The 26651-nt window shown below is 43.7% G+C and carries 22 protein-coding genes; 11 read left to right on the forward strand and 11 right to left on the reverse strand.

Annotated elements, in window-relative coordinates; translation table 11 throughout:
- Positions 1-279: 279 nt before the first annotated feature.
- The 4 genes from msrAB to ACT3S4_RS04620 all read right to left on the reverse strand — a co-directional run bounded on the left by msrAB (position 280) and on the right by ACT3S4_RS04620 (position 7133).
- Positions 280-2094 carry a bifunctional peptide-methionine (S)-S-oxide reductase MsrA/peptide-methionine (R)-S-oxide reductase MsrB gene (gene msrAB, locus ACT3S4_RS04605; RefSeq protein ID WP_087814394.1) on the reverse strand — a complete coding sequence of 605 codons (1815 nt, stop codon included), beginning with the start codon at positions 2092-2094 and terminating at the stop codon, positions 280-282.
- Positions 2095-2383: 289 nt separating this feature from the next.
- Positions 2384-3292: an ATP-binding cassette domain-containing protein gene (locus ACT3S4_RS04610; RefSeq protein WP_087814393.1), complete on the reverse strand. Its 909-nt coding sequence runs from the start codon at positions 3290-3292 to the stop codon at positions 2384-2386.
- Between the two features lie 75 nt (positions 3293-3367).
- Positions 3368-5299: a glycine betaine ABC transporter substrate-binding protein gene (locus ACT3S4_RS04615; protein WP_176393037.1), complete on the reverse strand. Its 1932-nt coding sequence runs from the start codon at positions 5297-5299 to the stop codon at positions 3368-3370.
- 349 nt (positions 5300-5648) lie between these two features.
- Positions 5649-7133 carry a coniferyl aldehyde dehydrogenase gene (locus ACT3S4_RS04620; protein ID WP_444760568.1) on the reverse strand — a complete coding sequence of 495 codons (1485 nt, stop codon included), beginning with the start codon at positions 7131-7133 and terminating at the stop codon, positions 5649-5651.
- Between the two features lie 602 nt (positions 7134-7735).
- Here ACT3S4_RS04620 and lipB point away from each other — a divergent pair.
- The 4 genes from lipB to ACT3S4_RS04640 all read left to right on the forward strand — a co-directional run bounded on the left by lipB (position 7736) and on the right by ACT3S4_RS04640 (position 10433).
- On the forward strand, positions 7736-8563 hold the full coding sequence (gene lipB / locus ACT3S4_RS04625; protein WP_444760569.1) for a lipoyl(octanoyl) transferase LipB: 828 nt from the start codon (positions 7736-7738) through the stop codon (positions 8561-8563).
- A gap of 208 nt (positions 8564-8771) precedes the next feature.
- The gene (locus ACT3S4_RS04630) at positions 8772-9302 is read left to right on the forward strand and encodes an inorganic diphosphatase (RefSeq protein ID WP_404642735.1); all 531 of its coding nucleotides are present in this window, start codon (positions 8772-8774) and stop codon (positions 9300-9302) included.
- 161 nt (positions 9303-9463) lie between these two features.
- Positions 9464-9931, forward strand: a complete 468-nt coding sequence (locus ACT3S4_RS04635; RefSeq protein ID WP_250162328.1) for a hypothetical protein — start codon at positions 9464-9466, stop codon at positions 9929-9931.
- Positions 9932-10106: 175 nt separating this feature from the next.
- Complete coding sequence (locus tag ACT3S4_RS04640; protein WP_087814390.1) at positions 10107-10433, forward strand: ribonuclease E inhibitor RraB; 327 nt, start codon at positions 10107-10109, stop codon at positions 10431-10433.
- Between the two features lie 369 nt (positions 10434-10802).
- Here the strand turns inward: ACT3S4_RS04640 and cueR are convergent, their stop codons facing one another.
- Positions 10803-11195, reverse strand: a complete 393-nt coding sequence (cueR, locus tag ACT3S4_RS04645; protein ID WP_087814389.1) for a Cu(I)-responsive transcriptional regulator — start codon at positions 11193-11195, stop codon at positions 10803-10805.
- A gap of 64 nt (positions 11196-11259) precedes the next feature.
- Positions 11260-13737 (reverse strand): heavy metal translocating P-type ATPase, encoded by a 2478-nt coding sequence (locus ACT3S4_RS04650; protein ID WP_109590098.1) that lies wholly within the window; start codon positions 13735-13737, stop codon positions 11260-11262.
- A 150-nt stretch (positions 13738-13887) separates the two neighbouring features.
- Here ACT3S4_RS04650 and ACT3S4_RS04655 point away from each other — a divergent pair, with 150 nt between their 5' ends.
- Positions 13888-14082: a heavy-metal-associated domain-containing protein gene (locus ACT3S4_RS04655; protein ID WP_109590099.1), complete on the forward strand. Its 195-nt coding sequence runs from the start codon at positions 13888-13890 to the stop codon at positions 14080-14082.
- A 141-nt stretch (positions 14083-14223) separates the two neighbouring features.
- On the opposite strand, the gene cadR is transcribed toward ACT3S4_RS04655, so the two are convergent.
- Complete coding sequence (gene cadR / locus ACT3S4_RS04660) at positions 14224-14634, reverse strand: Cd(II)/Pb(II)-responsive transcriptional regulator (RefSeq protein ID WP_045452168.1); 411 nt, start codon at positions 14632-14634, stop codon at positions 14224-14226.
- Between the two features lie 152 nt (positions 14635-14786).
- Here cadR and ACT3S4_RS04665 point away from each other — a divergent pair, with 152 nt between their 5' ends.
- A complete protein-coding gene (locus ACT3S4_RS04665) occupies positions 14787-16940 on the forward strand; it encodes a heavy metal translocating P-type ATPase (protein ID WP_444760570.1) in 2154 nt (717 codons plus the stop codon).
- Between the two features lie 115 nt (positions 16941-17055).
- Here the strand turns inward: ACT3S4_RS04665 and ACT3S4_RS04670 are convergent, their stop codons facing one another.
- Positions 17056-18036, reverse strand: a complete 981-nt coding sequence (locus tag ACT3S4_RS04670; RefSeq protein ID WP_444760571.1) for a GlxA family transcriptional regulator — start codon at positions 18034-18036, stop codon at positions 17056-17058.
- 108 nt (positions 18037-18144) lie between these two features.
- Here ACT3S4_RS04670 and ACT3S4_RS04675 point away from each other — a divergent pair, with 108 nt between their 5' ends.
- From ACT3S4_RS04675 to ACT3S4_RS04690, 4 genes are all read left to right on the forward strand, one after another.
- Complete coding sequence (locus ACT3S4_RS04675) at positions 18145-18690, forward strand: cysteine hydrolase family protein (RefSeq protein ID WP_087814383.1); 546 nt, start codon at positions 18145-18147, stop codon at positions 18688-18690.
- 93 nt (positions 18691-18783) lie between these two features.
- Positions 18784-19698 carry an MBL fold metallo-hydrolase gene (locus ACT3S4_RS04680; protein ID WP_087814382.1) on the forward strand — a complete coding sequence of 305 codons (915 nt, stop codon included), beginning with the start codon at positions 18784-18786 and terminating at the stop codon, positions 19696-19698.
- Between the two features lie 92 nt (positions 19699-19790).
- Positions 19791-20858, forward strand: a complete 1068-nt coding sequence (locus tag ACT3S4_RS04685) for an LLM class flavin-dependent oxidoreductase (RefSeq protein WP_087814381.1) — start codon at positions 19791-19793, stop codon at positions 20856-20858.
- A 262-nt stretch (positions 20859-21120) separates the two neighbouring features.
- Positions 21121-21399 (forward strand): peptidylprolyl isomerase, encoded by a 279-nt coding sequence (locus ACT3S4_RS04690; RefSeq protein WP_045446094.1) that lies wholly within the window; start codon positions 21121-21123, stop codon positions 21397-21399.
- A 370-nt stretch (positions 21400-21769) separates the two neighbouring features.
- Here ACT3S4_RS04690 and ACT3S4_RS04695 read toward each other — a convergent pair whose 3' ends face one another.
- Complete coding sequence (locus tag ACT3S4_RS04695) at positions 21770-22657, reverse strand: SDR family NAD(P)-dependent oxidoreductase (RefSeq protein ID WP_444760572.1); 888 nt, start codon at positions 22655-22657, stop codon at positions 21770-21772.
- Positions 22658-22846: 189 nt separating this feature from the next.
- Between ACT3S4_RS04695 and ACT3S4_RS04700 the strand changes: the two genes are divergently transcribed.
- On the forward strand, positions 22847-23236 hold the full coding sequence (locus tag ACT3S4_RS04700) for a DUF1622 domain-containing protein (RefSeq protein ID WP_087814379.1): 390 nt from the start codon (positions 22847-22849) through the stop codon (positions 23234-23236).
- Between the two features lie 50 nt (positions 23237-23286).
- Here ACT3S4_RS04700 and dusB read toward each other — a convergent pair whose 3' ends face one another.
- Together dusB and ACT3S4_RS04710 are read right to left on the reverse strand one after the other, a co-directional pair.
- Positions 23287-24318, reverse strand: a complete 1032-nt coding sequence (gene dusB / locus ACT3S4_RS04705; RefSeq protein ID WP_087814378.1) for a tRNA dihydrouridine synthase DusB — start codon at positions 24316-24318, stop codon at positions 23287-23289.
- Positions 24319-24450: 132 nt separating this feature from the next.
- Positions 24451-26496: a BCCT family transporter gene (locus ACT3S4_RS04710; RefSeq protein WP_087814377.1), complete on the reverse strand. Its 2046-nt coding sequence runs from the start codon at positions 26494-26496 to the stop codon at positions 24451-24453.
- Between the last annotated feature and the right edge of the window lie 155 nt (positions 26497-26651).

The following is a 26651-nucleotide window of genomic DNA, read 5'->3' on the forward strand; positions in this document are numbered from 1 at the left end:
CTAGGTGACAACGGTTGACGCCTGATATCCATGCCCTAGAAGGACGTGGTTTTACGGCGCTAGATGATAAAAGTATTAATAATAGAAAACGCTCAGCTTTTGAGTATAACGAAGTTTGGTTGGTTTTTCATAATTCAACGGCTATAACAGCAAAAATACAACGATAATAAAACGAACCATCATGCTGTGATAGTAATTATGCTCAAGGCATCAATCATAAAAAAGACGCTAAGAATTATCTTAACGTCTCTATATAAAGTCGATTATCAGTATTAATAATTAAGGTTTTGCAGGCTTAACCAACTTCACTAATGGCGCATAGCCTGACTGCGGCATCACATCGACTGGAATAAACTGTAGCGCCCCGCCATTGATACAATAGCGCAGCCCGCCACGATCTTTTGGCCCATCAGGGAATACATGACCCAGATGTGAGTCTGCTACTCGCGAGCGAACTTCAGTGCGTACCATATTAAAAGCGGTGTCTTCATGCTGGGTAATGACTTGCATGTCAATCGGCTTGGTAAAGCTTGGCCAACCACAGCCAGATTGGTATTTATCAGTTGATAAAAATAAAGGCTCACCGCTCACCACATCGACATAGATACCCGGCGCAAATAAATTATCATATTCATGGCTAAAGGCGCGCTCAGTACCGGCATCTTGCGTGATATTGTATTGTGCTTTGGTCAAGGTGTTTTTGAGCGCGCCTTTATCAAATCCTGCGTAACGCTTAGGATTTAAAGTCTCAGCAACGGTACTTACAGGTGCAAGCTTGGTACGCGCAGTACCTTCTGGTTTATCATCGGCAAGGCTTAAATCAACATGACAATAGCCGTTTGGATTTTTTGCCAGATAATCCTGATGGTACATTTCAGCTAAGTAGAAATTGTCTAGCGGCTCATTTTCTACTACAATTTTTTGTTTATACTGGCTTTGCACACGTTGGAGGGCAGCATCAATCACTGCTTTATCTTCTTTATCGGTGTAATAAACGCCTGAGCGGTACTGCACACCGTGATCATTGCCTTGTTTGTTGAGGCTGGTTGGATCTATCACGCGGAAGTAGTATTTTAAGATAGTATCAAGGTCTGTTTTATCCGCATCGTAAGTGACTTTGACGGCTTCGGCATGACCTGAACCACGAATCACTTGCTCGTAACTTGGATTGGCGGTATCACCGTTGGCATAGCCTGATACAGCGTCGACCACACCCTCGACGCGCTCCATGTAAGCTTCTACGCCCCAAAAGCAGCCGCCCGCCAAGTAGATTGAGCGCGTATTAATCGCTTTGCCTTTATCGTTATAATAAACGCCCTCTTTTTGTTTGATGGTTTCAATCTTGCTGTTGTTGTCTAAGGTTTGCGCGTTTGCTGGTTTAGCACTCCCTGCTTTAAGCTCAGCAAAATCATTATTGGCATTTTCAGCAAGGGCATAGGCTTGCTCTGCCGATATATTGCCTTTCACCAAATGCACCAAGTTGCCGCTTTTATCGAGTATCGCCCAGCTTGGATAAACTTGCACACCAAGTTTATTAATCAGCTCGCCTGAAGCGTCAGACAATACTGGTAGCTTTGGATAGTCTGCTTGGACGCCTGCATACCAAGTGCTAAAGTCGCTATCGGCTTTTTCGTTTAGATGACCGGGACTGACAACAGTCACGACATTTAAATCAGCGAACTTGGGATCGGTGCGCCATTCTTCGGTTTCTGCCAACGTACCCAAACATAATGGGCACCAGCTTGCCCAAAATTTAATCAATGTCGGTTTATTAGGGTCAATGACTGCTGTGCCCGTGTCACCTAAGCCTTTTGTCAATTGCGGCAGCGCTCGCATTTGTCCAAGCATATCGGAAGGCAGCATGTCACGTGAGCTAGTCACTCCACTGTTTTGCTTGGCTGATTTAGTCGTGCTACTTGCATTGCTCTCCGCACTACTCATTTGTCCACAAGCGACCAATATGCCAGCACTCAGTACTGTCGTGACACCAACGGCACTAATGTTTTTTAGCCAACGTGATGAATCACATGGTGAGTCTGTCGCTAACTTATTAGTATGACTATGATCATTATGGCGAATTTTCTTATGCGGCATGCGAGGTCCTTTTTACGAAGTCTTACGATCATAAACTGAGTTTTTATGCTCGCTCATGATCTTCTTACGTAATCAATGAGAGTGGATAAATCAAGATTTTAGCAAAGCTAATACACTATTAGAGTATCTTAATAGTATACATCGATGATGGAGTTTACTTTAATAGTAACTAAGGGGTTGCTACACTTTTTTAACACCAGTGTAAGAATAATGATATAGACAGAAATCTATCATTTTGCAGGTGTAATTTATAAAACAGCATTTAAAAAAACGTCGTATTATTTTTAAATTAAATTTTGGCACGCATAAATTGCGCCACATACTCATCAGCTGGGTTGTGGCGTAATTCACTGGGTGTATCCGTTTGTACCAAACGCCCGCCATTTAAAATACTAATCCGCTGACCGACCTTAATCGCTTCATCGATATCATGAGTGATAAAGACGATGGTTTTGTTTAGCCGTGCTTGTAGCTCAAGTAGTTGGTCTTGTAATTGGGCACGAATAAGGGGATCAAGGGCAGAGAAAGCCTCGTCCATCAGCAATATTTGATTGTCGGTTGCTAAGGCACGCGCAAGCCCTACTCGCTGCTGCATCCCTCCTGACAGCTCATCAGGGTAACTTTTCTCCAAATTTGCTAGCCCAACTTCATTAAGCCAATGCCGAGCAACCTCGTGGCGTTCTTTGATACTCATTTTTCGCACTCGCAAGCCGTAAGCGACGTTTTGCAGCACCGTCATATGTGGCACCAAACCAAAATGCTGAAAAACCATACTGAGTGTCTGCTGGCGATAATGCTGTAGCGCTTTATCATTTAGCTCTAAAATATTAATAGCAGACGATGATCTTCCATTTTCTAATACATCAGCAGAGGGTTTGGCATTAGTGGAGGGCTTAGCAATAGTAGACGGCTTAGCATTAATAGAAGTATCAACCCATATTTTACCGCTGGTTGGGTCAATCAAACGATTGATATGGCGTATCAAGGTTGATTTTCCTGAACCTGACAAGCCCATAATACAATGCAGCTCACCTGCTTTAACGCTTAAATTGATGTCATAAAGCCCGACCGAATAGCCTGTTTGTTCCTTTACCTGAATACTATCCATACCTTCTGCTAGTAATGCCAATGCAGACTTTGCTTGCGAGCTATTGGCATTATAAATCTTGCTGATATTTTCCAATTGAATATGATTCATGATGGCTCTCATTTTTATTTTTCTAGTTATCATTATGATTAGGGCGTGTTGAACATTCGACCAGGGCACTGATAATTAACCAATGGGATGCCTGCCAGCATCGATGGTTTTTTGCCGAGCACGCTTGCCTTGACCGAACGCTTGGGTGATACGGTCAATGATAATGGCAACGATGACAATCGCCGTACCTGCTTGCAAGCCCTGACCGATATTAAGCGTTTGAATCGATTGCAACACATCTTCACCAAGCCCCGGTGCGCCAATCATAGACGCGAGCACCACCATAGAGAGCGACATCATCACCGCTTGATTCACGCCCGCCATAATACTGGGTAATGCTTGCGGCAATTTAATCCAAATGAGCAGCTGCAAGTGTGTGCTACCGAACGAGCGCCCTGCTTCGACCATCTCATGATTGACTTGGGTAATCCCCAATGTCGTCAGCCGAATCAGTGGTGGCAAGGCATAAATAATAGTGGCAAATAACGCAGGCACTTTGCCAATCCCAAATAACATTAATACGGGTATCAAATAGACAAAACTTGGCATGGTCTGCATCACATCCAGTATTGGCGTCACAACCTTGCGAAGAATTTTACTGCCCGACATAGCAATGCCTATAGGAATACCAATCACGACGGTCACCAACACTGATACGATGAGCAGTGCCAAGGTATCAATCAATGCGCCCCATAGTCCAAATGCACCAATGAGAAAAAGTCCTGCGCCGCATGCCAGTGCAAACCAGATTTTACGGACACCAAACCATGCCAATACGCTCACAAGCGCAATGATAAGCCAAGGCGGCATAGTGGTTAATAGACGCTCAATCGGTAGCAATAGATAGGTTAACGCCATGGTACTGACAGTACGAAACACATCGCCATAATTTTGGACAACGCTTGCTAATGTATTATTAAGCGGCGTCTCAAGTGACCAAGAAGGAAAGCTCGATAATGAGGTCGCTCGATTAGTGCTAGAGACGGTTGCATCTGAAGTGATAGCCTCGCCCGTTAAGCTGATGCCTAGCTTAGCCGCAAGGTTACTGGCTGCTTCATCAGACAACCATGCTTGCCAGACGCTCGGATATTTACGCAAAAATGCTAGTGCTTGCTCATCGCCACTGCGTTTATTTTCACTCATCTCCAAGATAGCACCATTGAGCTCATCGGAGCTAAACTGAACTTTTTTAAAGACATCAGCAAGCTCTGGATTGGATTCAATAAAGGGGGTAGATACTGCGATACCTAAAGGTGAGACAGGGAAGCCAGACACACAATCGGCGGTGCCATCCGCTCGTAACAAATCTTGCCAACAAGCGTCATCATGGGCAGGGAACTCTAATGGCGCAAAGTCATATTTTGCCATCAAGCCCGTAGGCTGCCAGTAATAAAACAGTAGTGGCTTATGTTGCTCAAAAGCAGAGGCAATCTCAGCGTCGAGCGCTGCCCCAGTGCCGGGATGGGCATTATTAAAGATACTGTCCAAACCTGTATTCTTCAGCAAGCGAGTATTGAAAATCTCACACGTCCAACCAGACGGACAATTCATAAAGCGTGATTTGCTAGGGTCTTCAGGATCTTTAAACAGCTCAGCATATTTAGGCAAATCTTGATAACTGCGTAGACCTGGGTTTTCTTCTAATACATATTTGGGTACATACCAACCTTGAGTTGCGCCGCCTTTGAGCGTATCACCGATGACTGCCACTTTATTCTGCTCGATGGCTTGTTCCATAATTGGCGAGCGTCCAACCCACTGCTCCCCAATCACTTGAATGTCGTTTTGTGACAATGCCGTTTCGAGTGCAGGACCAGCACCCGGCACCTCTTCAATTGTACAATCATAGCCATCTTCAGCGATGTACTTAAGCACCCCAGAGATAAACTGACCGCTCTCCCATGTCAGAGCGCCAAATTTGATTGGTGAGTCGCAGGCTGCTGATGCCGATACTGGCAGTAACAGCACGCTCATGCATAGTAAACTTAACGCAATCCATTGGCGCATAAGATGTCCTATTTATAATTTTTATTATGGAAATGAACGCCCAAGTCAATAACATTATTGCTTTACGCCAAGCGTGTATTGCTTTTGACTCATTCAGTCGTTGAAGACTAGACAACGTCTTCATCTAAAACTAATACTACTATCGTTTAGGCTCACTACAAAGTGTAGCGATTTATAGACAAGATGACAAATGCTCATTAATTTTTTATCGCTTACTTTTATACAAAAAAATAGCACCTATTGAGATAGATGCTGTTTTTTAAAGTTGCTTATATGATTGCTCACAATGATTAGGTATTTTTGTTTACTTGAACGAAAGTTATGTCAACTTTGCTCACTTTAGCATTTGTTATTTTAAAAACATTGCCATGGCTTTTTTAAACAACCCGCCATAAGGTGGCAACAACAAATTCAACCCATTTAACTTGGATTGTACAAATACTGGTTTCATATGGCTAAGACGCTCGAATCCCGCTTTACCATGGTAAGCCCCCGTTCCTGAATCGCCAACCCCGCCAAACGGTAAGTCATGCTGGGCAACATGTATCAGCACTTCATTAATACATAGGCCACCAGAGACCGTATTGTTACGTACTTTCTCTAGGGCGTTATAGTTATCACCAAAAACGTATAACGCCAGTGGGCGTGGTCGCTCGTTGACAAAATGAATGGCATCATCAAGCGTATCGTAATGCATCAATGGCAAAATCGGCGCAAAAATCTCTTCCTGCATCACATCACTATCGGGGGCAGGCTCACTCACGATGACAGGCGGCATTAGACGCGTTTCGATATTAGACTCAGCATCAGTGAGCTTATGGATCCCATCGCTCGATAATGCATCTAGATAGCCTTTGACACGCTTAAATTGCTCGCCATTGATAATACGTGAGTAATCTGGATTGCTCTCAATATTTGGATAGTGCTTTTCCATCCACTCTTTTGCTAAACGGATAAACTCTTCATGATATTGGCGCTGAATCAGTACATAATCAGGGGCAATACAGGTCTGACCCGCATTTAGTGTTTTGCCCATCATCACACGATTGACGGCGTTTTCTAAGTTTGCGCCCTCTAACACGACGACCGGTGATTTACCGCCCAGCTCGAGCGTGACGGGTGTTAAGTTAGGAGCCGCCGCCGCCATGACTTTTTTGCCCACAGCCGTAGAGCCCGTATAAAGCAGATGATCAAAAGGCAGCTCACTAAAAGCAACTGCAATGTCTACCTCACCCAGTACGACACAAATCATGTCTGGTGAAAAATAACGAGCAATCGCACTGGCAAATGCTTGGGCGAACTGCGGTGCCGCTTCACTCATCTTGATCATAACTCTGTTGCCAGCAGTGAGTGCATCAATCATCGGTCCTACTGCTAAAAATAACGGATAGTTCCAAGGCACCATGATACCAACCACGCCCAATGGCTGAGGCTGGATTTCATTATGAGCTGGCATATACAGCGCTGAAATAGAAGCCCGCTGAACTTTCATCCATTTTTTACCGTGCTTTTTGGCATGACTGATACCAGTAAAGCTAGGAAACAACTCGGCAAACTGGGTCTCTGATTCGCTACGATAACCAAAGTCGGCACTGATCGCTTTGGCGAAACTGGCTTGGTTATCGCTAAGCATGACTTCTAGACTGTCTAGTTGGGTTTCACGAGTGGCCCAGTCATTGATTGGCTGCGTGCGACTGAGTGTTTGTAAGCGTGAAAATTGCGCTCGCATCTCATCAACCGTATTAGCAATACTAGGCGATTTTGGCACTGGTTGCTGCAACATATCCGTGTCGATTGAGGTCTGCTCATTCATGTTTTGATTATTATCTGTCATTTATCTTCCTTGTCATCTGCGTTAGAGTCAATATACTATATTGGGTTAGAGACTCTGTATTTCTAGGGCTTGTCCTCATTTTAAAAATGGTGATAAACATGAGATAAATTGCCGTCAAACAAGGAAAGCAGCGCAAATAATATCGAGATATTAATAAGCTATTTGACGATGTTTGGCAAAATTTAGCCATTTTTAGCCCATTTAGAAAGCAATCGATTGAATTGAGGACACGCCCTAATCAGCGGGTTACATTGATGGCAACCCCTGAATATAAGTAATGCGATTCCATTCATTGCACTTTAATGTAGCGCATCAACGAATCAATGAACAGCACATTAAGTTGACTCCTGCGTCTGTATGAAATAAGTGTCTATAAACACGCATCACAATGCTAGAAATTTCATATTAAGCACTGAGAAATTTTGCTTATTATGGCTACTCCGTTAGGGCATTTATCAGTGTTTTGATTGTTGAGTTTTACAGCGTGACAAGAGATAATCTTGGGTGCCAATCGCAAAAACTGCTACACTCACTATCGATATCACGACTGAATATCAGTGATACACCTCTTTGAACCAGACCACAATAAGACTGCGACTCTCATGCAAAACACCACGCAACAGCTTAATGACACACTGATCAGCAAATCTCTAACAACAGCCGATTACGTCCCCACTCTCGATGCGATGCTAACACGTACGCTTGCACGTATTGACTTAAAAAAACAGCAAGGACTGCGCACACCTGACGAATTATGGATTGTCGATCACAATGATGTCTATACTTTAGGGCAAGCAGGTAAAGAAGAGCACATCTTGCAACGTACCAATACGCCTATTATAAAAACGGATCGCGGCGGTCAAGTGACATGGCATGGTCACGGGCAGCTGGTTATTTATTGGTTGTTCGATTTGAATAGCTTGGGCTGGAGTGTGCGCAACTTGGTCTCGCATGCCGAGCAAGCAATCGAAGACGTCATTAATGACTGCTTGCAAAATCCTGCTTCATCAGACACGACAGCCATTAGCGCCCATGCGCGCCGTGATGCACCCGGTGTTTATCTATATGCTGATACATCTTTAGCGGATGACAGTGACAATACCGATACACTAGCCAACAGTACCTCCGTCGATGATAAAATTATGCTTGGAAAAATGGCATCGTTAGGCTTCAAAATTAAACATGGATTTAGCTATCACGGTATCGCGCTTAATTTAAATTGTGACTTGTCCGCATTTAATGCGATTAATCCGTGCGGCTATGCGGGGATGCAAATGTTACGGTTATCCGACTTTGTGGCTATGCAAAAAGAGTCAGATGAACAAACTGGCGAAGCCTTAAGCTATGCGCAAGTGACCCAAAAACTTATTGATAACATTGCTAAGCGTCATGCTGGACTCATTGAGCTACGCGCACTCGCACCCAAGTGAGGTCTTTAGGTCCGTTTTTGCATAATCTTTTTTTGCATAATATCGTGCACGCTTAGACTTAAGCATTGTGAGAAAATTTGAGTCAAACTTGTTATAATCGCAGGCGGCACATATTGGGCACAGTGATAATATCGCAGTGCCGCGACGTTATTCTTTTATCATCACTTATTATTCAAGCACTTAAAACAAAAGCAAATTGGAGTACTTTATGGCAGATTTTAACAAAATTTTGGACGCAGGCGATGTAGATGGCGGCATTATCAACGTAGTAGTAGAAATCCCAGCTGGTAGCAGCCATAAAATTGAGTGGAATCGTGAACTGGCGGTATTTGAGCTTGATCGTATTGATCCACAGATTTTTGCCAAGCCTTGTAACTATGGTTTTATCCCGCAAACACTTGACGAAGATGGTGATGAGCTTGATGTATTATTGCTGACTGAGCAGCCGCTACCAACTGGTATTTTCCTAAAAGCCAAAGTCATTGGTGTGATGAAGTTCGTTGATGATGGCGAAGTCGATGACAAGATCGTCGTCGTACCTGCTGATGACCGTGATACAGGCAATGCTCATAACAGCCTAGCGGATCTACCAAAGCAGCTAATCAACCAGTTAGAGTTCCATTTCAGCCACTATAAAGATCTGAAAAAACCAGGCACTACGGTCGTTGAATCTTGGGGCGATGTTGCAGAAGCCAAAGAAGTCATCAAAGAGTCTATCCAACGCTGGAAAGACCTATAGACCATCAAAAATTGGTAGAAATACTAATAAAGGATAGCTATTAAAATGCCGCAGTCATTATCGTGATTGCGGTATTTTTTTGATTGAATATTATTGCTGTAAAATGGTTATAATAATCAACACTATCGATGCCTATTTTTCATATCGCCATAAGGACAGTCATGTTTAACCCTGACCCTAGCTCAAAACCAGTCAACCCAAAGCTGCCAAGAGACGTCATCATGATGATCGAAAAAAACAATTTAGTGATGGCGATCAAGACTTTGGCGGCAGATGAAGACATTAGTATGGATGACGCCAAGAATAGGATTGATGCCTATGAGACACAACTAAAGGTAAAGCAGCAGCAAAAACTCAACACTATCGCCAGCAAGCAAGGCATTCCTAATCATGCTATTAGCTTTGATAGAGAGCAAGGTGCTGAGGATGAAGCTGGACAGCTGATAAAAAATCGCGTCAAAACGACTAAGCAAAGTCGAGGATTCAAGAGCCTACAAAATGGTGTGGACAGCCAGCTTAATGATTTAGGCTATAAAAAACCGCTGATACCCTATTGGCTGAAACGGCTATTGGTGATTGCCATCATTATGGCTGGATTATTTTGGATATTATGGCGGGTATTTGGTTAACTAGGACAGGATATCGTCGTGTTAATTTTTTTATAGTCTGTTATAAGTGGTTCTGTTATATCAGTCTGTTTTAAGTAGTCTACTAATACGCATGAGGGCTGAAATAACTGGTTTCTTTGAGGTATAGCCTTTTCTAATATCTCTATTACTTTAAATATGAACAAAGGACATCAAGATGAATAAGGAACTACCGAATGATAATACTGGAAATGCATTGCAAAGATTAAAAGATGATGGAACAGATTTGACAAAAATGATCGAAATAGATTTTTTTATCTCAGTACCATCTGAGAGTTTTGGAATCTTAGTAGTAGAAAAAATTAAGGAAGCTTTACCAAATACTACTTTCAGCATTGAAGAGGAAGAAGATGATTTTACATGCTATTGTAAAATATCCATGATTCCTAACTATTATGATGTAGTAGAAACTGAATCATTACTGAATGCTATAGCAGAGCCGTATGGTGGTTATATAGATGGTTTTGGATCTTTTGGTAATTAAATCAAAAACCAACCTTTGAGTTATATTGAACAAACTGTAGAGATAAACCTTATAGATTTTAATCAAACAGCTCAGTAGTCATAACCTATACTGTAAATTTCATAGTCATGAAAGTCATATCTAAAACTAGTAGTTCGACTCCTGTATAGCGCACCGATCACAGATAGAATATATATGGTAAGTACACCATGAAGTATACTGCGACTATTTCAGTGGGCAAAACCATTGATACTATTAGCTTACAGCCGAGTGTTCAAGTCCTCACTAGGAAACCATAGCCTTAATTTTTTCTGAAAGTATTCTTTTAGACACATGTTTTTTTAGACTGAAATATGCATAAAAAACAGATGAGATTACATGTAATTTACTTTATTTATTCTGTTCAAGATCTTTTAGTATGGCACAATCGGCGTTTGCATCACCTGAGCAATGATCAGCTGAAATCTGTAGTGAGCTCACCATATCTTGCAATTGAGCTATTTTTTGGTTCAAAGTTGCGATATGTTGCAGTGTCAATTGTTTAACATCAGCACTCTGCCGATCTGTATTTTTCCGCAAATCAAGCAACTCTTTCATCTGTTTGGACGAAAAACCTAAATCACGAGCCTGTCTTAAAAAGCATAAGTCTTTTATATCTTGTTTAGAATAGATTCGATATCCTGAATTTGAGCGTTTTGCGGCATCAAGTAACCCAATCTGTTCATAATAGCGGATCATTTTGGGAGAGATTCCTGATTGCTCTGACGCTTGACCGATATTCATAACTTTCCTCCTGATATAAAAAGGGTTAAAGCCAAACGGGTACTTTAACCCTATATTAACAGTTCTACGCTTTAATCACGGGCACCTGAAAGTACTTTAAGCGTAAGGCATTACCTAGTACAAAAACAGAGGATAGCGCCATTGCGCCTGCTGCAAAAATAGGTGACAACAAAATTCCAAATGCTGGATATAAAACCCCTGCGGCAATTGGAATTAAAGCAATGTTATAGAAAAATGCCCAAAATAGATTTTGTCGAATATTTTTGATGGTAGCCTGACTTAAAGCAATCGCATTAGGAACCCCTTGTAAACTACCTGACATTAACACTACATCTGCGGCTTCAATTGCCACATCTGTCCCTGTGCCAATTGCCAGTCCGACATCAGCTTGAGCAAGAGCGGGTGCATCATTAATACCATCACCAACAAAAGCCACTCGTCCATATTGTTGTTGCAGTTGACGTATTGCATCTACTTTTCCATCAGGCAACACTTCTGCGATCACTTGATCAATATGTAATTTTGCTGCAATAGCTTGCGCAGTATGCCGATTGTCCCCTGTAATCATTGCTACTTTTAAGCCCAGTTGATGTAAACCTGCAATCGCGGCATAAGTGGTGTCTTTAATGGGATCTGCAACGGCAATAATAGCAACCAATTTCTGATCAATCGCGACATATATGGGGGTTTTAGCTTCTTGTCCTAAGTGCGCGGCTTCGTCTTTAAAGGGAGTAACATCAAGTCCTAATTGCTGCATATAACGATCAGCACCAATATGAACGGCTTGACCTTCAACTCCTGCTTTGATTCCAAATCCCGTCACAGAGTCAAAAGTGGTAATCGGCAATAAGCTAATATTCTGTTGCTCTGCGGCCTGAACAATGGCTAAGGCAATGGGATGTTCAGATTTTGCTTCAACCGATGCCACAATACGCAAGACTTGCTCACGTTCGAACCCTGGTTGGACATAAAAATCTGTTAAGGTTGGTTTGCCTTCAGTCAATGTGCCAGTTTTATCGACAGCAATGACTTTTACTTCCTGTAAAGCTTGTAACGCTTCACCTTTGCGGAATAAGACGCCCATTTCTGCGCCGCGACCTGTACCAACCATTATGGATGTAGGGGTTGCCAATCCCATTGCACAGGGACAAGCAATGATTAGGACGGCAACGGCGTTGACGAGACTAAACGTCAACGCAGGGTCAGGACCAAAGATAAACCAGACTATAAAAGTGAGCATTGCTAAGAGCATGACCATGGGGACAAACCACATAGTGACTTTATCAACCAATGCCTGAATCGGTAATTTAGACCCTTGAGCCTGTTCAACCATGCGAATGATTTGTGCCAATACCGACGATTCTCCGATAGCAGTCACCCGAAAATTTAAGGTTCCATTCTGATTGACTGTTCCTCCGACCACTTGATCACCGACTTGTTTTTTGACAGGAACGGGTTCACCTGTAATCATGGATTCATCAATATAACTTTGACCTTCAATTACTTCACCATCGACTGGAACACGCTCACCGGGACGAATCTCAACAATCGTTTCTGTGGTCACCTCTGCAATCGGTACTTCAGTCACTTGCCCATTGTGGTGAACACGTGCTGTTTTTGCTTGCATACCCACTAGATGTTGAATGGCTTGAGAGGTACGCCCTTTGGCTTTTGCCTCGAAATAACGCCCTAATAAAATTAAGCTCACAATCACAGCCGCCGCTTCGTAATACACATTCACAGTACCCTCAGGTAGAACTTGTGGAATAAATGTTGCGACTAGCGAAAAACTATAAGCCGCCAGTGTTCCAACAGCCACCAATGAATTCATATCTGGAGCCAAGCGCCATAATGCTGGAATACCTTTTTGATAAAAACGTCGGCCTGGAAAGATGAGTACCAGCGTGGTCAAAACAAATTGAATCAGCCAGCTTTGTTGCGTGCCGATATTGTCCATGACCCACATATGAAAAGCTGGAATCATATGTGACCCCATTTCTAGAATAAAAACAGGCACGGCTAGAATTAAAGAGATCATCAAATCTCGTTTCAGCTGTTGCTGCTCCGTGGCTTTTTTATCCTGTCGAACACGTGCATTCTGCTCAATCTGCTTAGCCGTGTACCCCGCTTTTTTAACGGCTTGAATCAAATCGCTGCTCTGTACTTGAGCGTTGCCTTGTACCCATGCGCGTTCAGTAGCAAGGTTGACGTTTGCTTGTTGTACGCCTTCAACTTTTTTTAAGGCTTTTTCTACCCGTCCAACGCAGGAAGCACAAGTCATACCTTCTATCGACAGCTCAATCGGCTGAGAGGCCAAGACCTTATAACCGGCTCGTTCTACGGCTTTGGTTGCTGCGATAAGATCTAAAGGTTGAGACGAGGAAATCATGGCGTTTTCAGTCGCAAGATTCACCTCAGCATTTTCAACACCTTCAACTTTTTTTAATGCTTTTTCCACCCGCCCCACACAGGAAGCACAGGTCATACCTTCAATGGGTAATGTTTCATTGTAAAGATAAGACTTACTATTTTCTGAGTTCATAACATCCTCTATCATGTTCAATCTGTTATCAACAGCATAGAGGTTGACATGATGGTAAGGTCAAGCGTGTTTTTTTAAAATATGTTTGACATTACCATCAAGACAAGGCTTAAGCTTAGTGATGAAATAAAACTTATTTGGAGAAAGGCTATGAAACTATGGATTGGAAACATGAAATATGGCGGCTGTGCTCGTGGTGTGACAGCAATTATTCACGATATCGACTCAAACGCCAAGGTTGACATGGATTTAGCAGCCAAAGTGGTCAGTATTGAAACCATCGCAAGTGTTGAGCAGATGACGGCTGCTTTAGCAAAGGCTGGCTTCCCTGCACAAGTGCAATGAGTCAGTCTGATAGACGCGCAGTCTATACGATTAACAGAAAGGATTATGGGCTGAATCATTTTGAATTTATTGACCACGCGCGTTTGGTGATAGGTCTACTTTTACGTATGAAAAGTGGATAATGTTACCAAAATGAATACTTTATTTATGACAGGAGTTATCGGCAAGCGCATGCAATATTCCGCAGGATTCAGCCAGCGCTTCACTTGCGCATTTTTGCCGCAACGCTAGTAGATGTTGCTTTAACTGAACCAATTCTTCCATACGTGTTTCTACCGCATCGATATGCTCATCCAATAGCACATTGACCTCACCGCAGTTTTCCTCAGGTTTATCTCTATACTGAAGCAGGGTTCGTACTTCATCCAAAGTCATATCGAGCGTACGGCAGTGCAGGATAAATTGTAGACGCTCAAAATGCGCCTCATTGTACAAACGATAGTTGCCTTGGCTACGCGCAGGCTCTGGTAATAACATCTCTTTCTCATAATAACGAATGGTTTCGACCGTCGCACCGGTGCGCGTGGCAAGCTCGCCAATTTTGATAAGCATGTGTATCTCCTTAAATAGTATTTTCTATTATCTAAAACAATAAAGTAACTATAAGGTTTGCTGATAAAAAATCAAACCCCTTTGTCGTTAAAAGCCTTGACCCTAAAGCTACTATAGGGTCCATAATGTCTTCAATAAGAGGATAAATAACTATGCAATATCATATTGAAGGTATGGACTGTGCCAGTTGTGTTGGCAAAATTGAGCGGGCACTAACACGTATGCCTGGTGTCTCTGAGGTTCAGCTAAACTTTTCGACTCAAAAGCTAGAGTTAACCCTAGAACCTGATACAAGTACTAACGTTAAAGATATCGAAAAGACTATTAAGCGCTTAGGGTTTGGTGTATCAGCGTTAACAAGTCAACAAAATGAGATGGGTATTGATGGTGGTCAAGCAGCGGTAAACGATCAGCGCTGGTGGCAAACCATAAAAGGCAAACAGGTCGTTGGTAATGGGCTTTTGATGAGTGCCGCATATATGTTGTCTTTAATTTTCCCTGAATATGGCGCATGGGTTTTTATTGCCGCTGTGGCTATCGGTGTCCTACCATTTGCCCGTAAAGCTTTTGCATTGGCGTTAGTAGGTTCGCCTTTTTCAATTGAAATGCTCATGTCTGTTGCGGCTATCGGCGCCCTTATCATTGGAGAGGCAGAAGAAGCTGCTGCCGTGGTGTTCCTATTTTCGGTTGGTGAGCTATTAGAAAGCGTCGCAGCTGATCGTGCGCGCGCTGGCATCAGAGCGTTATCATCACTAGTGCCAAAGACTGCTATTCTATTGGACGCGCAAGGACAACAATGTCAGGTGGCAGCGACTGCATTACAGATTAACGATAAGGTGCTTGTGCGTCCCGGTGATAGAGTTTCTGCTGACGGAGTGATTGTTCAAGGTGTTTCTAGCCTCGATGAGTCACCTGTAACTGGAGAATCTGTTCCTGTTGCCAAAACCATAGGCGCTGAGGTCTTTGCTGGATCTATCAACGTTGATGGGGTACTACAAATACGCGTAGAAAAAACAGCGGCAGATAATACGATTGCGCGTATTATCGAACTTGTAGAGCAAGCGCAAGCGTCTAAAGCACCGACTGCACGATTTATTGAGACATTCAGCCGCTACTATACGCCTATCGTGATGGCGATTGCGGCTTTAGTGATTATTATCCCACCTCTACTGATGGGAGCAGAATGGGGAATATGGCTATATCGTGGTTTGGCGCTATTATTGATAGCTTGTCCTTGTGCCCTTGTGCTGTCAACACCTGCCGCTATTGCCTCAGGTTTGGCGGTCGGCACGCGCCATGGACTGCTTATCAAAGGCGGTAATGTCATGGAGTTGGTGGGTCAGGTCAGTACTGTCGCTTTTGATAAAACGGGTACTTTGACTGAAGGAAAACCACGGGTAACCGATGTTATTGGTTTTAAAACAGCGCATACCGCTGCTGAGGGTCACGATAAACTACTGTCACTATTTGCAAGCGTCGATGCTGCTTCTAGTCATCCACTTGCTAGGGCTATTGTGGATCATGCCAAAGCCGCTAACGTAGTCATACCTGAATCCTCCAACGCCTTTGCTACGGCAGGCAAAGCCGTTCATGCCACTGTCGCTGGACGCTCTTTGGCCATCGGCTCACCAGTCTACGTCGCTGAGAACGTTATGTTGTCAGCTGAGCAGCAGATTCAAATTGAGATGCTACAAAATGATGGTAAAACGGTTTCTATTTTGTTTGATGAGCACACGAGGGAGGCGCTCGGATTGGTCGCTCTACGTGATGAGTTACGAGAAGATGCACAGCAAGCCATTGCACAGCTCAATAAGATGAACGTGCGCTCTGTCATGCTCACAGGTGACAATAGCCGTACGGCAAAAGCGCTAGCCAGTCAGTTAGACATAGAGTGGCAAGCTGAGCTGTTACCTGAAGATAAGCTACGTCTACTCAGTGAGATGCAAAGCAATAGTAAAATAGCGATGATTGGTGATGGTATCAATGATGCACCCGCTTTGGCAGCGGCAGATATTGGCATTGCGATGGGCAGTGGCACGGATGTGGCTATCGAAACGGCTGATATTGCCCTATTAAAAAGCCGCGTGATAGACGTTGCTAACCTTATTGCCTTATCCCGCGCCACCATGAGAAATATCCATCAAAATGTCATATTTGCACTTGGGTTAAAAGGCATATTTCTGATAACCACTGTGCTCGGCGTGACAGGACTGTGGATTGCTGTGCTAGCGGATACTGGTGCTACGGTACTGGTGACGCTGAATGCATTGCGTTTACTGCGTTTTAAAGGAGTGTCTTCCCGTTAATGACAGTTAAAGAATAAAACGGTTATGGCTACATCAGTGGCCGTTTTATTACATCTAACTCTTACCTATAAGCAGTCAATGTGCCTACCTTTAAAAAAATCATTACCTAAACCTATCACGCCTTATTCGTATTAAATCTACGTCGATACTCACTTGGTGTCAACCCAACAATGCGCTTAAATATTTTACGAAATGCACTGACATCACTATAACCCACTTTCCACGCTATTTGCTCAACAGGAGACGACGAGAACTGTAGAAAGTCTTTGGCACTGCCGATGCGTAACCGCTGATAATATTCCGTTGATGTCATGCCTGTTGCCTTATGAAAACGACGCAGAAAAGTACGCTCTTCTAACTGCGCGCAATTGGCGAGGGTGGATAAATCAATATCTTGTGCATTGGTTCTTTGTAGCCAATGCTGCACTTTTAATATGGCTGTGTCTCCATGGGTGAGGTTGGGTGAGAAAGCACTGTAATAACATTGTTCACGCCTTGAGGGGTCAATTAACAACATACGAGCGGTTTCATTCATCACCTGAGAACCAAGAAAGCGATCCACCATTCTCAATCCTAAATCTGTCCAGGCCATCGCGCCACCAGCGGTCACAATATCACCGTCTTCGATAATAATGCGATCGACATCGAGCTCCACATCAGGGAAACGCTGCTTAAAATCCTCTGCATAACCCCAATGCGTGGTTGCCTTTCGCTTGGAGAGTAGTCCTGTTTCGCCCAATAAAAAAGCACCGGCGCAGACGGACGACAGTATCACCCCTGTCGAATGCTGCTCTTTTAGCCATTCTAGCCAAGGTTCTGCCGCTTGCTTTGCAATCGGTGCTTCTAACGTGGGTGGAATGATGACGGCTGTTAATCTTCCTACGCTATCAGGATTGCTCGAAAAAGTGCGCTTAGGCTGCTGCTTAACGCCGCAAATCTCCCAGTGACTGACCTGTAAAGGCAGATCGGTTGTATCTTGACGTTTAGCGGCGAGTTTACTGGCCACCACGAATAAATCAGTCAGTCCAAGGACAGCCGCCGTTTGTGCTTTCTCATAAACGATCAAGCCAATTTCAATAGCATGTTTTTGATTCATATGTCGTTATTAACCTCTTATGTGTCGATGTAGCCACTCGTTAGTGTAGCACAGTGCTTGTAAAATATACGCCTATACAGTCACTTCCATAAACAAAGAGGCATTATCATGAACACACAAGCATTGATCGTTGTCGACATTCAAAATGAGTATTTCCCACAAGGTAACTTATCACTTGTAGGTATTAACGAAGCCGCTGATAATGCAGCTTTGGTGATTGCGTCTGCGAGAGAAAAAGGTCATACCGTCATTCATATCCGTCATGAAATGCCTGCTGACGCACCGATCTTTACGCCTGGTACCGATGGTGTAGCAATCAATGAAAAGGTAAAACCAATAGAGAATGAAGCCGTCATCACTAAGCATTACCCCAATTCGTTCCGTGAGACCAATCTGAAAGAGCTATTAGATAAAGAAGGTATCAAAGAAGTGACTGTGATTGGCGCCATGAGCCACATGTGTGTGGATGCCACAGTTCGTGCTGCAGTGGACTTTGGTTATACAACCACTACGGTTCATGATGCCTGTGCCACGCTTGATCTTGAATTTAATGGTACGAAAGTACCTGCTGTTCAGGCTCATGCCACCATCATGGCAGCGATTGAGTTTCTATATGGCGAAGTGATTGATACCCAAACTTGGATTGCCCGTTAATCCAGAGTTGTTAGCCAAACCATGATTTAGTCATGAAATAGACTCTTAAACCCTAGTCCCATTAAGAAGAATTTCCTCAATAAGGTAACTATTATGAATATCGCAAAATCACTGACCGGCACCACACTGTTAAGTGGCGTCATGTTGTTAACGGCATGTACCACCTTTGCCAGTCCAGCAGCAAATTCTAACGCGGTAAAACAGACAGCTACCAATACCGTTCAATTTCAGCAAATCCGTAATGCCACGATCAAGCTTGATTATGCTGGCACCACGTTTTTAGTGGATCCGATGCTAGCAGCTAAAAACGCTTATCCAGGGTTTGATGGCACAGTAAATAGCCAAATACGCTATCCAATGGTGGATTTGCCGATGACTGTTGCCGAAGTGCTTAGGGCTGATGCCATTATCTTGACGCATCTTCATGCTGACCATTGGGATGATGCCGCACGCAACCTCGTGCCGCGTGACATGCCAATTTTTACCCAAGATGAAGCGGATACGGCAATCGTACGTAAAGATGGTTTTACCAATGTTATAGCATTAACAGAGCAAGGCTTTGTGTTTAAAGGCGTTACAATTCATAAAACCATCGGACAGCATGGTACTGATGAGATGTACAAAGTGGCACCATTAGCTGAACTACTGGGCAAAACGATGGGGATTGTATTCCAGAAACCAAACTACAAGACCGTTTATGTCGCAGGGGATACCGTTTGGAATAAGGAAGTGGAAGATGCATTCACTCGCTATAAGCCTGATGCGGTCATCCTTAATACAGGCTATGCGAAGTTAACTACCTTTGTTGATGACTCTATCATTATGGGTAAAGAGGATGTATACCGTGCGTATAAATTCTCTCCTAATGCTCAGATCGTGAGCGTGCACATGGATACGGTCAATCATGCCACCCTCACCAAGGCAGAGCTGCGCCGCTTTATCGAAGAAAAGCACTTAGACAAGCAGCGTGCGCTTGTCCCTAATGATGGTCAAACCTATAAATTCTAGTGCTTGATGGTTGGGTCTTTAAATCTTCCCTGTGTGGCAATACCCAAAGTGTGTTGCTATGCATCGTTAATACGGTAAAAATGAGATCGTTTATGAATATGCCAAATCATTCAGGTAGCGCCCCTTTCGTTCTTTCGGTGCTCGACAATGCCTTCACCGGCGTTAGTCACACGGCAGAGGACACCTTTCAAGAGATGATTGCGCTTGCGAAATTGGCTGACAAAAGAGGCTTTCAGCGGTTTTGGATGTCTGAACATCATGCCATGCCTGGTGCTTCGGTGCCTTCACCGCAGATGATGGTGGCTCGGCTTACTGGGGAAACTGAGCGAATTAGGCTTGGTGCAGGCGGCATCATGCTACCGAATCATGTGCCTTTGGTCATTGCTGAACAATTTGGCATGCTCGATGCGATGGCGCCAGGACGAATTGATCTTGGTTTGGGACGGGCACTGGGTACGGATGGTGCAACGGCTTCCGCTTTGCGTCGGCATAAGGCAGCAAACGATGAATTTCCTCAGCAAGTCGCAGAGTTGTTGGGCTTTTTAGAAAACAGTTTTCCAAAAGACCATCCTTATCATGCGGTTCATGCGGTGCCAGGCCCATGGCAAGCCGAGCAAAACCGAGTACCCCCATCGAAGACCGCTGCTGATGTTTGGATCTTAGGGTCATCGACTTACTCCGCGCATCTGGCAGCAAAGCTGGGTAGACCTTATGCATTTGCTCTACAGTTTGGCAATGCTGATGTCTTAAGTGCCATGCGCATTTACCGAGAGAATTTCCGTCCTTCAAAAATTCTAGCCAAGCCATACTGCTTAGTCAGCATTGGCGCGATTGCGGACGAAGATCCTGTAGAGGCACGTCGCCAGTCAACATCGTCTGCCATGGCAATGTTGAGAATGTTTCAGCGCAAGCCTTTTGCTTTACTGCCTCCTGATGAAGTAGCCGCTTTTCAAGGCAATATGCAAGAGCGCCAGATTATTGAACAGTATACCGATCAAACCCTGCATGGCACTGCTGCCGAGGTCGCAAAAGGTTTAGAGGATCTTCAGGAGCAGACAGGTGTCGATGAGGTAATGATGGTGGTTCAGGGCTATTCGCGCCGCGCCCAATCGCGCACTGTTGAGCTAATCGCAGATCATTATGGTATGCCAAATCACTAGATCCTGTTGGGAATAACGATATTAAAAAGTTAGCAAAGCGCTTAATGCCTAACCATTAGGCTTGATTGGGCTCGTAAGCTACCCAAATGCATTGCACCGATGTAATGACAGCGACACTCAAAAGACACTGATTCTCATCCAAATAGTAGTCCCTGTGTAGATAATGGCTTTTGAAGAAGTAGCGCATACAAGTGAAGTTAGCAACCAAGATAAGCCGTGATATAATGCCCCGATAATTGATATTTTATGAAAGGTTTACATTATGGCTCGTACAGCTAGCGCATTACACATTTTAGTAAAACACAAAGAGCAGGCTGAAGACATTATTGCCAAGCTTCAAAAAGGCGCTAAGTTCGATGTGCTGGCGAAACGACATTCAACCTGCCCATCAGGTAAAAAAGGCGGCAGCTTAGGTGAGTTTCAACAAGGCGACATGGTACCGCCATTTGACAAAATCTGCTTCAGCGGCAAACTCTTCACCCCACATTTGGTAAAAACCAAATTTGGCTGGCATGTGGTCAAAGTACTCTACAGGACATAAGCATTAGGAGCGGAGCTTTAATTATAAGCCGACTGACATATGCCTTAAACATTATCCTGACTCATACAGGATCTAACATCATGGCAATCACGATTTGAGCTGCCATGATTGACTCATTTATGACCCAAAACGACTTATGATCTAATGTCCGTGTCATATCTAAATTTGAGTTGAAGACACTTTAGTTCCCATAAAAGTGATGATGATAGACATTTATAAATAGGTTTTGATCATAATAAAGCGTTAAGAACAAAAGGCTGCTACTGCCCTCTCTCCTATTTTATATCAACAATAATAATTTTTAAGGCATTAAAAAAGGACACCGCAGCGTCCTTTTTTATTCTAAATCAAGGCTCATATACAGCCTATTCTAATGATGCTCACCAGGCAGTATTCTGGCAAAAGCACGCTGAGCAAGGTTTGGCTTCTTATCGGTAGTCAGTCCAGCGCGGGTGCTTGGAAAAATACGATAACCCATCGACTGAATACCAACGTTGATTGCTGGTGCCAGTGAATAAGTAGCTGACGCAAATTTACCCATGTTGCTGGCAATACTGTTTGGTTTATGGACAATCGCTTTGGCAACCATCATCGCGGCTTCATCAGGCATTAATGCAGGCATGTAACGGTATAACTTAGTAGGCTCAATCATAGGCGTACGCACCAATGGCATAAAAATATTGGTAATCGTCACATTATCGCCCTTCACTTCAGCAGCTAAGCAGCGGCTAAAAGCGTCCAATGCCGATTTTGAGGCAACATAAGCGGCAAAACGCGGACTGTTTGCCAATACGCCAATCGATGAGATATTCACAATTTGACCAGTCTGACGTTCAATCATCCTCGGCAAAAACCCAAGAACTATTTTAACCGCGCCAAAGTAATTGATATCCATAGTACGCTCAAAATCATGGAAACGATCAATAGACTCGTGAACCGAACGCCGAATTGAACGACCAGCGTTATTGACCAAGACATCAACATGTCCGAAATCTGCCAAAATTTGCGTGCTAACTTTTTCGATATCATCCATATTGGTCAAATCACAAGGGTAATAACTGGCATTGCCACCAAGCTCCTCGATACTTTCTTTAACGGCTTTTAGTTTGTCTTCGGTACGTGCTAATAAGATAACATGCGCACCGCATTCACTAAGTAAATATGCTGTACGCTCACCAATACCGCTTGATGCCCCTGTGATAATGATATTCTTATCTTTGACCGCTTTGTTGATTGCTTTTTTTGAGGGATTGGCCATAAAAAATCCTTTTTGTTGTTTCTATGCCTATGAATGTTCGATTACAGCATAGCAAAAAATTATGGCTTAAAGTGAACAAAACCGCCGTCTCAGCCAGATAATTTGCCGATCATAAGGATCGATAAACGTATAATCGCAGTATTTTTCAGACTTACGCTTTTCACCGAGCATCGATAAGGAGTATCTATTTTGATTGCAACTCTAGCTCATTACATTGATTTAATTGCTAAGATAGTCGAGGTCATTGGCGTACTTATTATGTTTTTTGGACTGTTTTTTGCTTTTTATCGAGGGATTCGCCTAACCAGTGGGTTTAACCATGAGACCTATATCGAAGTCAGACAAACCGTCGGTAAATCTATTTTGTTAGGATTAGAAGTCCTCATCGCCGCTGATATTATGGCGACTGTCGTCACAGAACCGACGTTACGCAGCGTCCTAGTACTAGGTTTTATCGTACTCATTCGGACTTTTTTGAGCTTGTCACTACAAGTAGAATTAGAAGGCAAATTCCCTTGGCAAAAAGAAAATACCGCACTCAAAAAAGAACCAAGTACCGCTAAAGTGGACGAGCCTTAAAGCTTTTTTATTATTTAACAAACGCTTAGCATGAACCCTCTGCTCACTTACTATCCGTGCGCCTGCAAAAAATCTTCGACCACGCGAAACTGTCCAGCGGTACTTTCTTCACCATACATTGCTTGGCGAAAAGCATTAGAATTAGGAATGCCTGTGGTATACCAAGCAATGTGCTTGCGAGCGATACGGCAGCCAGAGTACTCACCATAAAAGTCATATAGCTCTTGCAAATGCGCCAATACGATCTCTTTTATCTCACTGACGCTCGGTGCATCAAGACTCTCACCAGTGCGTAAGAAATGCTCGATATCGCGGAATATCCACGGTTGTCCTTGGGCAGCACGCCCAATCATCACCGCGTCACAGCCTGTCAACTCATAGACACGCTGGGCTTTTTGCGCGCTATCGATATCGCCATTGGCAATGACGGGAATGTTGATACTTTCTTTAACTTCGCGTATCAGCTCATAACGCGCCTCGCCAGTGTACATATCCTCGCGCGTGCGTCCGTGAATGGCAATCGCTGCAATACCTGCTTGCTCAGCGCGCTTCGCCACACGCAAGATATTCTCACGACCATTCTCATAGCCCAATCGCGTTTTTAAGGTCACGGGGGCATTTACGCTATTTACCGCCGCATCTAGTAAACGGGCAACCAAATCTTCGTCTTGCAACAGTGCAGAACCTGCCAGCCTACGGCAAACTTTTTTGGCAGGGCAGCCCATATTGATATCAATAATTTGCGCGCCATTATCGATCTGATAACGTGCCGCTTCTGCTAATTTATCAGGCTCAGCCCCTGCAATTTGCGCTGATATAGGCGCAATTTCATTGTCAAAATTGGCACGATACAAGGACTTTTTGCGCGCGTAAAGCGCCGTGTCAGCGATAATCATTTCACTCACCGCATGACCGGCACCAAAGGATTTACATAAACGCCGAAAAGGATTGTCCGTCACGCCAGCCATAGGAGCAACCATGAGGCGGTTTTCAATCGTCAGGCCACCGATATTCAATGGTTGCAATAATGGATGGTCAGATACTGGCAAAGACGACGGTAAAGCAGGAGAATCAGTAGACATAACAAACGGCTTGCCATTAATTAAAATAAGATAATAAAAACAAGCCGTTATTCTAAGGAATCGTACGCATATTGCAAGCTATTAACATGAATAACTTGCATTAAGAAACACGACTTTTTCAACAGTGTACCCTTACTTATCAAACACACTGCCCTGTTCTAGTGTGATGTCCTCATCATGCTCCTGCATACGCCACGGCAAACTATCTGGCGACACATTTAAGAAGTGTAGGTATTTTTCGAACTGATCAATAATATCGTTAATCACCGACTCTGATTGATAGCCATATAAATCATAGGTTTGACCACCACGGCGCAAATACACCTCAGCACGATGATGGTGCTCTTGTGGTAATTCATTGGCCATATCTTCCGTATAATAGTCAGGAATTTCATGCTCTGACAAACGAACTTCATACCAGAACTCTACATTGTCACCGCGTCTTAATTCCAATACAGCACGGTTATTGACCTCATCATAATTTACATCAGGCAACCAGCCTGTTTCGGCAAATTTCTCTGCCACCTCATGCATCGATGATAAAACCGTACCTTTGATATAACCCAGCACTTTTTCGCGCGTTGGTTGATTGGTGATATAGTCAATACGATCACGCCATGCGTCGAGCTTAAGTAGATGCGGCGGCAAATGATTGTCATTGGCTAGGCTTTGATTGCGATGTCCTTCAATACGTAGTGCGCGCCACATACCAAATGTCGAAATCAATATAATGATTGCAAACGGTAAAGCACTAACGATAGCTGCTGTTTGTAGTGCACTTAGACCGCCTGCGATAAGTAGAACCGCCGCGACCGCCCCCTCGGTTACCACCCAAAACGAGCGCTGCCACCAAGGCGTATCACTACGTCCACCTGCGGCGAGCGAGTCAATCACTAATGACCCTGAATCCGATGACGTCACAAAAAAAGTAATAATTAACAGTACTGTCAATGACGAGACAATCTGCGTGAATGGTAAATTCTCTAGCAATTTAAATAACGCAATCGCTTGGTTGTTTTGCACTTCGCTAATCAGCGCGTCGTAACCATCGACCATAATCATATGCAGTGCCGTATCGCCAAACACTGAAAACCAAAAGAAGGTAAATAGCGTTGGCACTAACATGACGCCCAATACAAACTCACGAATGGTGCGGCCGCGACTGATCTTGGCAATGAACAGACCCACAAAAGGCGCCCAAGCAATTGTCCATGCAAAAATAAATAGTGTCCAACTACCGATCCAATCACTCGATTGGTACGCTTGTAAGCTAAAAGTACGCTCAACGATATTGCCCAGATAGCTGCCCGTATTTTCCATGAAAGCATTGAGAATAAAAATCGACGGACCAACGATAAAGACAAATAACATGAGTGCCGTTGCTAATACCATGTTTAAGATAGACAAGCGCTTGACGCCTTTGTCCATACCTGCCAACACGGAAACCAAGGCAGCTGCTGTTACTAAAGCAATGATAATAACCTGCACCGTCGTATTAACTGGCACCATCTCTGGTAGCAAATAATTTAGACCCGCGTTAATTTGCGCCACCGACAGACCCAAGCTGGTGGCGATACCGAACATCGTACCCACGATCGCAAACACATCAACAGTATGTCCGATAGGGCCATAGATTTTGTCACCGATTAATGGATATAGCGTTGAGCGTACCGACAATGGCAAGCCATGACGAAAAGAGAAATACGCCAGCGACAAACCTACTACGCCATAAATCGCCCAAATATGAAAACCCCAATGGAAATAGGCAATTTGCATGGCTTCTTTGGCAGCTTCAATCGTCTGCGGCGTGGAAAGTGGCGGACTGGCAAAATGCAATACGGGCTCTGCTACGCCATAAAACAATAGCGCGATACCGTAGCCTGCGGAAAACAGCATGGCGAACCATTCCAGAAACTTATACTCAGCCTCCGCATGGTCAGGGCCCAATTTAATACTGCCATAAGGCGAAAATGCCAAGGCGATAATAAACATCAAAAATATGGCGACTGCCAACATATAAAACCAGCCGAAAGTGTCGGTGGTAAATGCCAGCACTTTGCTGAACAGCTCGCCAGCAGCGTCAGGGTTGATGGCTGTGCCAATCACCAATAACAGCATAATCGCTGCTGCCGGTACAAAAACCGGCAACAAAATAGTGGAGCGAGGTAATTTACTCATAGAAAGTGATATCCCCAAAAAGTAGCAATGAAAAATAATCTTCGATATCAAGATTAATAATCAGAAGGAGCAGTGCCTTTTTTATAAAAAGTGACTCACAAAGGCGAAAATGCATCAGTTATTATTAAACAAATACAATTTTTATCACACTATGC

Source organism: Psychrobacter sp. AOP30-A2-5 (genome assembly GCF_052378115.1).
In the GTDB taxonomy this organism is placed as follows: Bacteria; Pseudomonadota; Gammaproteobacteria; order Pseudomonadales; family Moraxellaceae; genus Psychrobacter.

What these genes read in the sequence shown, in the direction of transcription:
- msrAB (WP_087814394.1), bottom strand. Translation starts at nt 2,094, where the DNA reads ATGCCGCATAAGAAAATTCGCCATAATGATCATAGTCATACTAATAAG.
- ACT3S4_RS04610 (WP_087814393.1), bottom strand. Translation starts at nt 3,292, where the DNA reads ATGAATCATATTCAATTGGAAAATATCAGCAAGATTTATAATGCCAAT.
- ACT3S4_RS04615 (WP_176393037.1), bottom strand. Translation starts at nt 5,299, where the DNA reads ATGCGCCAATGGATTGCGTTAAGTTTACTATGCATGAGCGTGCTGTTA.
- ACT3S4_RS04620 (WP_444760568.1), bottom strand. Translation starts at nt 7,133, where the DNA reads ATGACAGATAATAATCAAAACATGAATGAGCAGACCTCAATCGACACG.
- lipB (WP_444760569.1), top strand. Translation starts at nt 7,736, where the DNA reads ATGCAAAACACCACGCAACAGCTTAATGACACACTGATCAGCAAATCT.
- ACT3S4_RS04630 (WP_404642735.1), top strand. Translation starts at nt 8,772, where the DNA reads ATGGCAGATTTTAACAAAATTTTGGACGCAGGCGATGTAGATGGCGGC.
- ACT3S4_RS04635 (WP_250162328.1), top strand. Translation starts at nt 9,464, where the DNA reads ATGTTTAACCCTGACCCTAGCTCAAAACCAGTCAACCCAAAGCTGCCA.
- ACT3S4_RS04640 (WP_087814390.1), top strand. Translation starts at nt 10,107, where the DNA reads ATGAATAAGGAACTACCGAATGATAATACTGGAAATGCATTGCAAAGA.
- cueR (WP_087814389.1), bottom strand. Translation starts at nt 11,195, where the DNA reads ATGAATATCGGTCAAGCGTCAGAGCAATCAGGAATCTCTCCCAAAATG.
- ACT3S4_RS04650 (WP_109590098.1), bottom strand. Translation starts at nt 13,737, where the DNA reads ATGAACTCAGAAAATAGTAAGTCTTATCTTTACAATGAAACATTACCC.
- ACT3S4_RS04655 (WP_109590099.1), top strand. Translation starts at nt 13,888, where the DNA reads ATGAAACTATGGATTGGAAACATGAAATATGGCGGCTGTGCTCGTGGT.
- cadR (WP_045452168.1), bottom strand. Translation starts at nt 14,634, where the DNA reads ATGCTTATCAAAATTGGCGAGCTTGCCACGCGCACCGGTGCGACGGTC.
- ACT3S4_RS04665 (WP_444760570.1), top strand. Translation starts at nt 14,787, where the DNA reads ATGCAATATCATATTGAAGGTATGGACTGTGCCAGTTGTGTTGGCAAA.
- ACT3S4_RS04670 (WP_444760571.1), bottom strand. Translation starts at nt 18,036, where the DNA reads ATGAATCAAAAACATGCTATTGAAATTGGCTTGATCGTTTATGAGAAA.
- ACT3S4_RS04675 (WP_087814383.1), top strand. Translation starts at nt 18,145, where the DNA reads ATGAACACACAAGCATTGATCGTTGTCGACATTCAAAATGAGTATTTC.
- ACT3S4_RS04680 (WP_087814382.1), top strand. Translation starts at nt 18,784, where the DNA reads ATGAATATCGCAAAATCACTGACCGGCACCACACTGTTAAGTGGCGTC.
- ACT3S4_RS04685 (WP_087814381.1), top strand. Translation starts at nt 19,791, where the DNA reads ATGAATATGCCAAATCATTCAGGTAGCGCCCCTTTCGTTCTTTCGGTG.
- ACT3S4_RS04690 (WP_045446094.1), top strand. Translation starts at nt 21,121, where the DNA reads ATGGCTCGTACAGCTAGCGCATTACACATTTTAGTAAAACACAAAGAG.
- ACT3S4_RS04695 (WP_444760572.1), bottom strand. Translation starts at nt 22,657, where the DNA reads ATGGCCAATCCCTCAAAAAAAGCAATCAACAAAGCGGTCAAAGATAAG.
- dusB (WP_087814378.1), bottom strand. Translation starts at nt 24,318, where the DNA reads ATGTCTACTGATTCTCCTGCTTTACCGTCGTCTTTGCCAGTATCTGAC.
- ACT3S4_RS04710 (WP_087814377.1), bottom strand. Translation starts at nt 26,496, where the DNA reads ATGAGTAAATTACCTCGCTCCACTATTTTGTTGCCGGTTTTTGTACCG.